The organism is Paracoccus sp. (in: a-proteobacteria) (assembly GCF_035556475.1).
In the GTDB taxonomy this organism is placed as follows: domain Bacteria; phylum Pseudomonadota; class Alphaproteobacteria; order Rhodobacterales; family Rhodobacteraceae; genus Paracoccus.
Window position 1 is genome coordinate 1 of sequence record NZ_DATMFA010000077.1, and the last position, 12256, is coordinate 12256.

Genomic DNA, 12256 nt, shown 5'->3' on the forward strand with positions numbered 1-12256 from the left:
GGTGTCCAGCCGGACTGCAACCGATCGATCACCGCCGCACGCAACTTCGGATGCTGGATCAGCTTGCGCTGGTTGGCGCGGCGCTCGGCCGCCAGGTTCTGCGCATTCAGCGCGTAATAGCCGGACAGATAGCGCAGTTCGTCATCGACGAAGCGATTACGGCTGAGCTCACGGAAGATCGTTGAGCGATGCCGGCCGAGACGGGCCGCGATCTCGGTTGCCGGGACTTTCGCCTCATGCCAGCGCGCGATCTTGCGCCGTTCTTCGAGGTCGAGATGCAGATAAGGCTTGGACATCGACAGTGCTCCTTGATGCAATCTCCTGATTTTACATCAAAGTCGCAGTTCCAACTTGAATCCACCCGTTCTACATAAGATTTATTGATAATCCGATTTATGTTATTCTAGTGCTGCAAGAGCGCAACGGCGTTGCCGGAAAGCTGCCTCACCGATCACCCGCCGAGCGCGATACCCTCGCGACGGGGATCGGCACCGCCTTCCAGGCCCTCGGGCGTGATCGCGATGGCCTGGAGGCCCGAGTTCAGCTCGATCTCCTTGGTCTCGAAACCCATCCCGGCCAGGGGTTCCGCCAGTCGCGTGGCAGGGCTCCCCGCCTCGATGTCGACGGGTCCGAAGCGCGACAGCACGTGGGGCGCGGCTACCGCCTGCTGCACGTCCATGCCCCAGTCGAGATGGGCAATGATCGATTTCGCGACATAGCCGATAATCCGGCTGCCGCCCGGGGAGCCGATCACCAGCACTGGCTTGCCCCCCTTCAGCACGATGCTGGGCGCCATGGACGAGCGCGGCCGCTTGCCCGGGGCGACTGCATTCGCGACCGGGTGGCCCGCCTCGTCATGGGTGGCGAAGCTGAAATCTGTCAGCTCGTTGTTCAGCAGGAAGCCCCGCACCATCAGCCGCGCGCCGAAACCGTTCTCGATCGTCGTGGTCATCGAAAGCGCATTGCCCGCGGCATCGACGATCGAGACATGCGAGGTCGAGGGCAGCTCCAGCGCCGTGTCCCGTCCCCAGAGCCGCGCGTGGCTCCAGCGCGGCGCGCCGGCGCTGACCTCGGGCAGGCTGTCATCGCCTGCCAGAAGCTTGCCGCGAAGCGCGAGATAGGCGGGATCGACCAGACCTTCGGTCGGTATCGGGACGAAGTCGCTGTCGGCCATGTAACGCTCGCGGTCTGCGAAGGCGAGGCGCGAGGCATCCGCGATCAGCCGCCAGCTCTCGGGGTTCTCGGCGCCGAGCGCGGCCAGGTCGTAGCCGCCCAGCATGCCGAGGATCTGCCCCAGCGTCAGCCCGCCCGACGAAGGCGGCCCCATACCGCAAACCTCATGGGCGCGATAGGCGACGCAGACCGGCGCCCGCTCGATCACGCGATAGGCGGCGAGGTCGGACAGCGCTAGCCGGCCCGGATTGCTCGGGTTGCCCTGCACCGCCGCGACGATCTCCTGTGCGACGGGACCGGAGTAGAAACCCGCGGCACCCTCACGCTGTAACAGGCGCAGCACTCCGGCATATTCAGGGTTCCGGAGCGTCGCGCCCGCCGCAACCGGCTGGCCACCGGGGAAGAAATAGGCGCTGGTCGCCGGATCCCCGCGCAGCGCCTCGCCCTCTTCGGCGACCAAGCCAGCGAGGCGCGGCGAGACCTCGAAGCCGTTCTCGGCCAGCGCGATCGCATCCTCGAACAGCGCGGACCAGTTGGTCCTGCCCCAGCGGCGATGCGCCGCCTCGAGCATTGCAGGGGTGCCGGGCGTCCCGACCGACCTGCCGCCAACCACCGCCGCCATGAAACCCATCGGTTCGCCATCGGCGTCCTGGAACAGCGTGGGCGAGGCCGCCGCCGGCGCGGTTTCGCGCGCATCGAGCGTCGTCAGATCCCCGCTCGCCGCATCATACCAGACGAGCAAGGCCCCGCCGCCCAGCCCCGAGCTTTGCGGCTCGACGAGGCCCAGCACGGCCTGCACCGCGACCATCGCGTCGGCGGCGCTGCCCCCGGCCGCGAGAATGCGCGCTCCGGCCTCCGCGGCGAGGGGATGGGCGACGCTGACCATCCAGTCCCGAGCCTCGACCGGTTTGCCGGCCGCCTTGGCTGCGAGCGCCGTCCGCGCGGGGGCGCCCAATCCCGACCAGACCTCGGGCCGGGCTTCGGTGGTCGCGCCCTCGGGGGCAAAGGCATCGGCGGCCTGCTGCGCCCAAGCGGTCCCGACGGGGGCGGCCAGCATCGCAAGCATCATTCCCAGACGAAACATTCGAACCATCCTCCCCCTACGATACGGCCAAGGGTCGTCATCGAAACCTGATGGGCCGTCGAGATCCTGCAATCCCAGCTACTCGGGTTACGCCAACTGCCGTTCCGAGACCCGTAAGCACCCGATTGGGGCAAGCCAGGCTAAGTGTCGCAGTGAACTATGTGAAACGTAAGCGTTCTCTGCAACCGTAGATTGGGAACTTCTGTGGCGAGCTGCTCCAAACCCCGATCCGGGGGCCACCGCTGGTTTGAGGTCGTTTGGGGCCGCAGGGCAGCTTGCTCACCTTCGCACAGGTCGCTTCCATGGTCTCCAAGAGGCCTGCCGCCTCCGGCTCGCGTAGCAGGACCGCCACCATCGCGCTTGCATCGAGAAACATCAGGCCTCACCCCAAAGGTCGTCCGTGAGTGCCTTGTCGCTCCCGGCCGAGACAAACCCGTCTGCGGCTGCCCACCATCACCCTCCTGACCAACCCTCCGCATAGGTGGCGTTGGGCACATCGGCAACGCAGGCCGGTCTGGACGACGCGGCCATCGCATTTGGCGCGGCGGGAATGGTGCAGCCCATTCGCGGCTCGGCAGCGTCCGAGTCCTATCAGCGCGAGTGAAACCTGTCAGGCGCGGCAATCGGCGGCCGCGCCGCGCTTCAGGGGGCTGCCGACCAGCTCACTCTCCTGCACCTTGAAGAGGAAACCCGAACTCTCGTGTTTCATCACCACGGGACGGGCAAAGATCTTGGGCAGAAGGGTCGCCACGGCAGACAGGGCGAAATCTGTGCCGGTGGTCAGCAGCCCTTCGACCATCAGCACATAGGTCTCGGCCGCCTCGTCCTGAGCCGCCGGGGTTCCGAAGACGGCATAGGCGGGGATCACCGGCGCCCGGCCAAGGTGATAGGCCGTCAAGGCGTGTTCGCCCAGCATGACCTGCAGCGAGGTCTTCAGTGCCGCGACGGCGTCGTCGGCATCGCGTTCAGCCTTGAAGACCAGCGTGCCAATCGCGCCGGCGCAGCCTTCGCCTTCTGAGGCGAGGGTCAGGCAGGGAATGCGCAGGAAGTTGCGGAAGGCGCGCCGCATCTCGCGCGACCATGGGGTCGGATTGTCCTGCAAGTCCCGATATTGCGGTGTGTCCAGCACCTCCAGCGAGGCAATATCGTAGAGCGTGAAATAGCGGTTTTCCGCGCGATCATAGCCGGCATAGCGGCGGCCGGACAGGAACCCCGGCACGCAGACCCGCTCGGGGACATGCTCGAATGTATGCCACGCCTCGTATTCCGTGGCCTGATCCGGGTCGTGATCGTTCCAGATGCAAAGGAATGCCGTGCCCTGCAAGCTCATGCCCGGGCCTCGTCCTGAAGGATCATCACCTTCGAGGCGTTCTTGGCGGAGGCGAGACGGAACCCTTCCTCTGCCTGCGCCATCGGCAGGCGGGCCGAGATCATCTTTGCGACCCGCGCTTGGTGCTGAGAAAGATAGGCGACGACTTCGGGCCATGTCTCAACCGGAGCGCGATAGGTGCCGCGGATCTGTTTGTGATCACGGACCAGCGCGGTCAGGTCGATGCTGGCGGGGGCGGCATGAATGCCCGCGATCACCAGCACACCGCGCTTGCGCAGCAGGCCAAGTGCCTCGGAGACGATAGCGGGGACGCCCGCCGCCTCGATCACCACGTCGAAGAGGCCCGCCCCGGTCCAAGGCGCGACGGCTTCGGTCAGGCTGCGTCCGACGCTGTCAGCGGTGTCCAGAAAGCCCAACTCGCCCAGGGTCGCCAGACGCGCGGCATCGTCATGCCCGACCACGACGATCTGGGCCGCGCCGGCAGCTTCGGCGAAAAGCGCGATGCCCTGCCCGATGGTGCCGGGGCCGATGACCAGCACCCGCTCGCCCCCCCGGATATCCGCGGTGCGGACGGCTTCGTGGCAGACAGTCATCGGCTCGGTCAGGGCGGCGATCTCGGGTGGCATCGCGTCGGCAACGGCGATGCAGTTCTCCCACGGCACCAACACCCGCGCGGCGAATGCGCCGTCGCGGCCGATGCCTATGCCCTTGCGCCCGGTGCAATGGTCGAAATCCCCCATGCGGCAGGCCGCGCAGCCATGGCAGAGGACTGAAGGCCGCACCGTGACCCGCTGCCCGACCACATCGGAAGGCGCGCCGGGTCCGGCCATCAGGACGGTCCCGCAGAATTCATGCCCCAGCGTGACCGGCATTGCGTCCCGCATCGAGGCGTAGCCGCTGGTCCATGCGGCGATATGCAGGTCGGTGCCGCAGATGCCGGTGGCTTCGACCGCGATCAGCACCTCGCCCTCCTGCGGGTCGCGCAGGGGCGGAACCTCGCGCAGGGCGATGCCCGGCTCGGGGCGCAGCTTTTGCAATGCCAGCATCGTCAGCCCCGCCAGTCCAGAAAGCGTTTCTCGACCAGCCCGATCACGGTGCTGAGGATCAGCCCGAGGACCGAAAGCACCGTCACGCCCGCAAAAAGCCGGTTCAGGTCGTAAAGCGAGCCCGCCTCGAGGATATAGGCGCCGATGCCGTATTGCGCGCCCAGCATCTCGGCCGCGACCAGCAGGATGATCCCGATGGCCAGCGACACCCGCAGGCCGGAAAGGATGCCGGGGAAGGCGCCGGGCAGGACGATCTTGCTGACGATCGCCCACCAGGACAGGCCGAAGCTCTGGCCCATGCGGATCAGCGAGCGATCGACGCTATCGACAGCGCCGAAAGTCGAGACGACCGTGGGGGTAAAGACGCCGAAGGCGATCAGCGCGTATTTCGAGGTCTCGTCGATGCCGAACCAGATCACGAAAAGCGGCAGCAGCGCGATCTTGGGGATCGGGAACAGCGCCGCGACCAGCGGCAGCAGCCCCGCCCGGACCAGCGTGAAAAGCCCGATGAGCGTGCCCAGCGTGACGCCCGCCAGCGTGCCGATCAGCCCGCCGACGAACAGGCGTTGCAGCGAGGGCAGAAGATGCTGCCACAGAAGCCCGCTGCCGATCATGCCGCCCAGCGTCCGGGCCACGTCCGAGGGGCGCGGCATGGTCAGCCCCGAGATGATGCCGGTGCGGGTGCCGACTTCCAGAAAGGCGATCAGCAGGACAAAGACGATGGGGGCGACGGTCCGCATCGGGCGCGGGTTGAAGCCTCCGCCACGAAAGGGGACGGGACGGGTGGTGGAATTATCCATCGACAAGCTCCTGATCTGCGGCCTTGGCCTCGTCGCGCATCAACCCCCACAATTCGGCCTGCTTGGCCTCCAGCAAGGGATCCCCCGGCTGCCGTTCCGATAGCGGCATCTCGATCTGGATTTCCTTGTGGATGCGGCCGGGACGGCGCGACAGCACGACGATGCGATGGCCGAGGCGCACGGCCTCGTTCAGGTTGTGGGTGACATAGACGGCGGTGAAAGGCTGGCGCGTCCACAGGTCGATCAGATCGTCCATCAGCAATTCGCGCGTCTGGCTGTCCAATGCGGAAAGCGGCTCGTCCATCAGCATGACGGCGGGGCGCACGGCCAGCGCGCGGGCAATGGCCACGCGCTGCTTCATGCCGCCCGAAAGCTGCCGGGGCAGCGCCTTGGCAAAGTCGGTCAGCCGGGTGCGCGCCAGCACGTCGCGAACGATCGCGTCGGCTTCGCCGCGCGCCAGCTTGTGACCCTCCAGCACCAGGCGGATATTCCCCTCGACCGTGCGCCAGGGCAGCAGCGCGAAATGCTGGAACACATAGGTCAGGGGGTTCAGGGATTCACGGGGCGGCGCGCCGATCTGCAACACCTGCCCCGCGGTCGGACGCTCCAGCCCGCCGATAAAGCGAAGCAGGGTCGATTTGCCGCAGCCGGACGGCCCGACAAGACAAACGATCTGTCCCTGCTTGATGGTCAGCGAGATGTCTCGCAACACCTCGACCGGGCCATAGGAATGGCTGATGCCGTCAAGTTTGATGTCCATGATGAGCTTGTCCTGCGGGCTGTCTTGGCGTGCTACCGACGGTCAGCGGGTCGTGACATAGCTGGGATCGACCAGCATCTCGACCGTGATGTTATCCGCCACCAGCTTGCTGTCCTGCAGGAATTTCAACTGCTTCGCGACCGAGGTGGTGGAGAGGGTCAGCCCTTCGTTCACCCGCATCGAATCTTCGGTCAGCGAGGGCGCGAACTCCTCGACGTCCATGTCGGTGCCGACATATTTATGCACCATGTCGACCAGCGTATCGACATCGGCGGCCGGCGCGGTCTTGTCGACGAAAGCGGCGTTGTAATCCGAGACGCCGCGCGACAGGGCCCGCAGGAATGCCTCGGTCTGGGCGCGTTCGTCCTCGGCCACCTTGGTCGAGGTGAAAACCGCCGTCACCTGATAGTCGGGGTCATAGGCGTTGTAATCGCCGATCTTGACCGCCCCGCCATCGGCAAGGATCTTGTTGCCGATGCTGGGCTGGATCACCCATGCGTCGATCTGCCCGGTGCTGATCGCGCCGATGATCGCGCCGATCTTCTGCAGCGGCTTCAATTGCACGCTGTCCAGCGCAAAGCCGTCCTTCTGGGCGATCTCGGCCAGCATGTAATGGAAGGACGACCCCGCCGTCGTGGCGCCGAAGCTGTGCCCGGCCAGCTTGGCAGGCTCGGTCAGCCCGGCGTCATAGGCCTTTTTCGAGGCGAGGATCACCGCGCCCGGGATTTTGGGATCTTCGGAAAGTCCGCCTGCGATGACCTTGACCACGCCGCGCTCGGCCAGATTGAACAGGCTGCCGGTGATCGAGGTCGTGCCATAGCTGACATCGCCGCCCGCTACGGCCACCGAAAGCGCGTTCGCGGCTTCGAAGAACTTCAGGTCGACGTCGAGGCCTTCCTCTTTGAAATAGCCCTTCTCATAGGCGATGAAGGTCGGCGCCTGACTTGCCAGCCTGAGCGCGCCGACATTGATGTCGGTCTGCGCAAAGGCCGCGCCGGTCCAAGCCATCATCACGGTCAGCGTCGACAGCGCGACGGCACGAGTGTTCTGAAATCCCATTGGATCACCCCTCCCAAGATCTAGGGGGCCTAGATGCGCTTTCTGATCCATGCGTGCAATCGACAAATTTTGCGTTTGCCATGCCCTGAGGTTATGGACTGCTTGCCAGCAGCCTGCGCAATTCGTCCGTCAGCAGATCCAGATTGCGGGAAACCGGACGGCTGCCGTTCCATTGCAGGAATACCTCGAAACGGGGCGGGTTCTTCAGCGGGATCGCGACCAGACCGGCGCCGATCTGGCCCCGGATCGAAAAGCTGTCGATCAGCGCGACCCCCATTCCCTGCCCGGCCAGCGCGATGGCGGTATCGCTGAAACGCACCACCATCTTCGGGTTGGCGATATCGACCACCCCATCAAGAAAGGCGCGGATCGCCCGCTGATGCGGGCCGTTCGACTGGAAGCAGATGATCCCCTGCCCCACCAACTCGCCTGCGGAAATCATCTCGTGCCGCGCCAGAGGGTGGGTCTGGCTCATCAGCGCGACCAGCTCTCCATCCCCCAGCTTGCGGCGGACGAGGGCGGGATGCTTGTCGGGCGCGATCGTGACGAGACAGTCGCCGGTGCCGTTCACCAGATATTGCGCCATCTGGTCGATGGAAAGCACGTCCAGAAACAGGTCCAGACCCGGATGCCGACGCGCCAGCGCATGGATGGCCTGCGGCACCAGCGCACGGGCGACGCTGGCGGTCGCGCCAAGCCGGAACGTGCCCTCGTTGCTGTCGGCAATGCGCGCGATCCGCCGCCCAAGGCCGTTCAGCTGCCTCATGATGTCGTCGACCTCCTCGAAGATCAGCATGGCCTCCCTCGTCGGGACCAGCCCCTTGCCGTCCTTGGTAAAGAGACGCAGACGCAGCACGTCCTCGATCCGCTTGACCGTGCGGCTGATCGACGGCTGCGACACCCCCATCAATTTTGCCGCCGCCGTAATGGACCGGGTCGAAAGCACGCCATGAAGCGTTTCGATCTGACGCAGGCTGAGGCTCGCGCGGTCGGTGCGGCTTCTTGAGGCGCGCGCGGCCTGCGGGGGATCCGATTGTCGTGCCATTCAACTTTTCCAATGCTCTTCAGAGGCCACGCAGTAATGCCCATGTTGTCAGCGTTCGAATTCGCGGTCGAGCGGCCCTCGGCTTGCCAGCGCGCCGCCCGTCGCAGATGATAACCTTGCCCGCAATGGGCCGGAGGCGGACGCCAACCAACCCCTCCATCCGGTTCTCGCCTCCTCGCATAATCGCAATTTTTCTGTTAACCGGACTATCTGTCGAAAGATATCGAGGATCCCGCCATGCTCTACCGCCACCGACTTTTCGTCCCGCTTGCGGTTCTGGCCATCATGGGCGTGGTCCCGGCCGTCCGGGCGCAGGAAAGTGCTGCCGTCCCGGCGAATGGATCGCAATGCCCCGGTGCGCAGGCTGTCTGGCTTGGCGGTGAAAACGCCAGCATGGCCGAGGCACCGTTGCAGGAAATGATCCGCCTCTCAGGCCCCGAAACCCGCGCTTTCCGTCTGGCGGAGCCGGGGCAGGTGCGGATCGAAGCGCGCAGCGATTCCCGCGGTGATCCCTCGGTGCGGCTCTTTGACAGCTCCGGCGCCGAGATCGGCTATAACGACGACATGGAGCGGTCGCTGGAAGCGCAGCTGGAGATGGATCTGGCCGCGGGTGAATATTGCGTCACCGTTGAAGATTCCACCGAGAACCGCGATGTCATGCTGCAGGTCGGGCTACAATCCCAGCAAGCCCTGAACGAAAGCGGGACGCTGGCCTGCGGACCCGATACAGCGACCAGCCCGCTGGTCGGGGGTGCGCTGGATGCCGCCTTGGCGCAGGGAGCGGTTTCGGTCGCGATCGATGCTGGCCGCAACGCCTATCTGCGTTTCAGCGTCAAGGAACCCACGCTGATGTCGCTGCGGGCAAGCGCCGCTGAAGGCGATGTCGATCCGCAGATCGCCCTGTTCGACACGGCCGGCCGGCTGCTGGCCGCCAACGACGATGCCGATGGCCGCGACGCGCGGCTGGATTTCACGCCGGGCCTCGCGCCGGGGGATTACTGCATCGGCGTCGGTCCGGTCACCCCGAGCACCGGAATGATCAGGCTTTCGGCGCAAAAGCTGGACCTGCAAAGCTTCGTGCGGCAAGCCCACATGCGCGGAGAGCTTCCGCCGATGGACGGCAGCTATCCGCTGCAGGAGCTGTCCTTTTCGGGCCGGACCCAGATCGTCATGCAGGCCGGAGCGGCAAACTGGTTCAGTTTCGACCTCGACCAGCGGTCGGTCATCGCCGTGAACACCATGGGTTCGATTAGCGGGGTCGACACCAAGCTGGTGCTGTTCGACGCCGAAGGCCAGATGTTGCAAGAGGCCGATGACACCGAAACCTCGAAGAACGCCCCGATCCCCGCGCTGATGCTGCAACCCGGCCGCTATTTCCTGGCGCTGACCGATGTTGGCACCAACGGCCAGATTGCTGCGCCGGCGCGGCCCGTCGGGCTGATGGCCGAGAAATTCACCAGCACCCGGCAGGACTGAAAGGAAAAGGGGAAGGCACTCCGCCTTCTGCCACGCGCACCATCCGCTGCGAGGGGGCGATGATGATGACGCAGACGCTCAGCCGGCTGGGGTCAGGGCGGCGTCCTCGGAATGGGCAAGAACCTTGCGACGCAGCTTGCCGAACCCGTCACGCGGCAGGGTTCCGACCAACCGCCAGGATTTCGGCACCTCCTCGGGGCTGAGCGAGAGGCGCGCCCAGGCTGCCAGCTCCGCCTGTCCCGGCGCCCTGCCCTCGCGCGGGACAATGGCGGCCGCGACACATTGGCCCCATTCCCGGTCGGCAATGCCGAAGACCGCGACATCGGCGACATCCGGGTGGCGCAGCAGGACGGCTTCGATCGCCTCGGGATGGAGCTTGACCCCTCCGGTGTTGATCACGTCATCGCAGCGCCCGGAAAGGTAGAGATAGCCCTCCTCGTCCAGCCAGCCGGAATCTCCGATGCTCTGGAAGTCCTCGGCATCGCGTCGGGGCCGGGGCGCGTCGGGACCAATATATTCGCTGCGCCCTGCCACGTCGTCGGGCCGCATGAAGATCTCTCCGGCCATGCCGGCGGGCTGCAATTCACCCCGCGGACCATAAATGCGGATCTCGGTTTCAAAGCCCTTGCCGACCGAACCCGGATGGCCAAGCCATTCCGTTCCCCGGATGACGGTCTGGCCGGTATTCTCGCCCGAGCCATACATTTCCGAGACGCGCTCCGGCCCCAGACGGTCGATCCATGCCTGCTTCAACCATGGCGCACAGGGCGCGCCGGTGTGGTAAAGCATGTGCAGGGTGTGAAAGCTCGCACGCGCATCCCGATCTGCCTCGAGCATGCGCACCATCATCGTCGGCACCAGCATCACGAAGCCGATCTCATGGCGGTCGATGGCCGCAAGCGCACGGGCGGCGTCAAACTTCTCCATCAGGACGATGCGGTTGCCCTCGAACAAGCCATTCTGCGCCCAGGTGAAGGGCGCGTTATGCGACATCGCCGCACAGACAAGCTGTGTCTGGTCGGACCGGAATCCGAGGGCGGGCGCGATCCGCCCCCAGCTTTGCCCGGGCACGCGCAGGTGAGGGCGACGATCGCACATCAGCTTTGGCAGTCCGGTCGAGCCGCCCGACATGACGATCTTGGCCGGGCACGGAACCGCGTCTGGAAGGAACGCGTCCCGGCCCTGCCCCGCCGCGACCAGCAACTCGGCCCCGAGATCGCCGACCGGCCCTCGCGCTTCGGCCACGACCAGCCGCGCGCCGCTGCGGGCGCGAAGGGAAGCGGCGGCCTCGGGCGTGATCGCGGGGTCCATCACCAGCGTCGTCGCGCCGACCCGCCATACCGCGAGGGCAAGCGCCAGATGCGCCACGACATTGCCAAGCGCAATTCCCACCACGTCGCCCTGTCCTGCACCCCGCGCGGCAAGCCCCTGCGCCATCCGCTCGACCAACCGGTCTAGCCCGGCCCAGGAGAGTGACGCTTCGGCTCCCTCCCGGGGCAGAAAGCGGATCGCTTCGGCTTCGCCACGGGCTGCGGCAAGGGCACGCAGACGCGTGGAATAACTGATCGGGGTCATCGTCGGCTCCGTGCGGTTCAGGCTTGCTCTATCCTGATCTCCTGCGCGCCTTCCCAAAGCACCTTCGGGCCGATCTCTGCAAGCTTGTCGAGATTTGAGGTCAGGGTCATGAAATGATTGCCCGCCAATTGACCAAGCTTCGAGGCGAAATGCACCCCGCCATAGGCAAGCAGGATTTCGGTCTCGCTGATGCCGCCGGGGTAGAGGATGAACTGGCCCGGCGCCGGATAGCTGGTGTGGTTCTCGTATCCGAGGCCGAAATCCTCGTCGCCAAGCGGGATCCAGACCCCCTCGCCGCTCCAGCGGACATGGACCACCTTGCTGACATAGGGCAATTGCTTCTTGAAGGCCTCGACCGTCTTCGGCGCGGCGCTTTCGAACCTCGCCTCGAATTCGACCCCGGCGATGGTGACTTTCAGGTTTGACATGGTTTTTCCTTATTCGATGAGGCCGAACATGCGCGGCAGGAACAGCGACAGGTCCGGCAGATAGGTGACGCCCACAAGGACGATGAACATGGCCAGCAGCGGCAGGCCCAGCTTGCGCGTAACCTGCATGACCGTGCGCCCGGCCACGCTGGAGGCGACGAAAAGCGAGACGCCATAGGGCGGCGTCACCGTACCGATGGCAAAGTTCATCACCACCACCAGCGCGAAATGGATCGGGTCGATCCCAAGCTGATGTGCGATCGGGGCGAGAACGGGGACGAGGATCAGGATCGCGGCAATGGTCTCCATGAACATGCCGACGACCAGCAACAGCAGGTTAACGATCAGCAGGAACACGATCGGGCTGGACGAAACCGAGGTCAGCCATTCCCCGAGGATCTGCGGCACGTTCGCATTGGCGATCAGCCACGAGAAGACGCTGGCGGTGCCGATGATCAGCATGACCGCCGCCGAGAGCGA

Annotated in this window: 12 protein-coding genes; 1 reads left to right on the plus strand and 11 read right to left on the minus strand. The window is 65.5% G+C overall.

From position 1 onward, the window contains the following. The 8 genes from VNQ78_RS10065 to VNQ78_RS10100 all read right to left on the minus strand — a co-directional run. Positions 1–296: helix-turn-helix domain-containing protein (locus tag VNQ78_RS10065; protein WP_325689243.1), on the minus strand; the 296-nt coding region annotated here is incomplete at its 3' end. 155 nt (positions 297–451) lie between these two features. Beyond that, entirely contained in the window at positions 452–2257 is a 1806-nt protein-coding gene (gene ggt, locus VNQ78_RS10070; RefSeq protein WP_325689245.1) for a gamma-glutamyltransferase, read from the minus strand. 610 nt (positions 2258–2867) lie between these two features. Next, positions 2868–3587, minus strand: a complete 720-nt coding sequence (locus VNQ78_RS10075; RefSeq protein WP_325689247.1) for a hypothetical protein — start codon at positions 3585–3587, stop codon at positions 2868–2870. After that, positions 3584–4633, minus strand: a complete 1050-nt coding sequence (locus VNQ78_RS10080) for a zinc-dependent alcohol dehydrogenase (RefSeq protein WP_325689249.1) — start codon at positions 4631–4633, stop codon at positions 3584–3586. Before VNQ78_RS10080 ends, VNQ78_RS10075 begins: the two co-directional genes overlap by 4 nt. Positions 4634–4635: 2 nt before the next feature. Beyond that, positions 4636–5433: an ABC transporter permease gene (locus VNQ78_RS10085; protein WP_325689251.1), complete on the minus strand. Its 798-nt coding sequence runs from the start codon at positions 5431–5433 to the stop codon at positions 4636–4638. Then, positions 5426–6193: an ABC transporter ATP-binding protein gene (locus tag VNQ78_RS10090; protein WP_325689253.1), complete on the minus strand. Its 768-nt coding sequence runs from the start codon at positions 6191–6193 to the stop codon at positions 5426–5428. Before VNQ78_RS10090 ends, VNQ78_RS10085 begins: the two co-directional genes overlap by 8 nt. 42 nt (positions 6194–6235) lie before the next feature. Then, entirely contained in the window at positions 6236–7252 is a 1017-nt protein-coding gene (locus VNQ78_RS10095) for an ABC transporter substrate-binding protein (RefSeq protein WP_325689255.1), read from the minus strand. 91 nt (positions 7253–7343) lie between these two features. After that, positions 7344–8297 (minus strand): LysR family transcriptional regulator, encoded by a 954-nt coding sequence (locus tag VNQ78_RS10100; protein WP_325689257.1) that lies wholly within the window; start codon positions 8295–8297, stop codon positions 7344–7346. A gap of 237 nt (positions 8298–8534) precedes the next feature. Between VNQ78_RS10100 and VNQ78_RS10105 the strand changes: the two genes are divergently transcribed. Then, positions 8535–9773 (plus strand): hypothetical protein, encoded by a 1239-nt coding sequence (locus tag VNQ78_RS10105; RefSeq protein WP_325689259.1) that lies wholly within the window; start codon positions 8535–8537, stop codon positions 9771–9773. A gap of 78 nt (positions 9774–9851) precedes the next feature. Here the strand turns inward: VNQ78_RS10105 and VNQ78_RS10110 are convergent, their stop codons facing one another. From VNQ78_RS10110 to VNQ78_RS10120, 3 genes are all read right to left on the minus strand, one after another. Next, on the minus strand, positions 9852–11348 hold the full coding sequence (locus tag VNQ78_RS10110) for an AMP-binding protein (protein ID WP_325689261.1): 1497 nt from the start codon (positions 11346–11348) through the stop codon (positions 9852–9854). Between the two features lie 17 nt (positions 11349–11365). Then, positions 11366–11776, minus strand: coding sequence for a DUF3830 family protein (locus VNQ78_RS10115; RefSeq protein WP_325689263.1), 411 nt, complete (start codon positions 11774–11776; stop codon positions 11366–11368). Positions 11777–11785: 9 nt separating this feature from the next. Then, the coding region (locus VNQ78_RS10120) for a TRAP transporter large permease subunit (protein WP_325689265.1) at positions 11786–12256 on the minus strand (471 nt) is incomplete at its 5' end.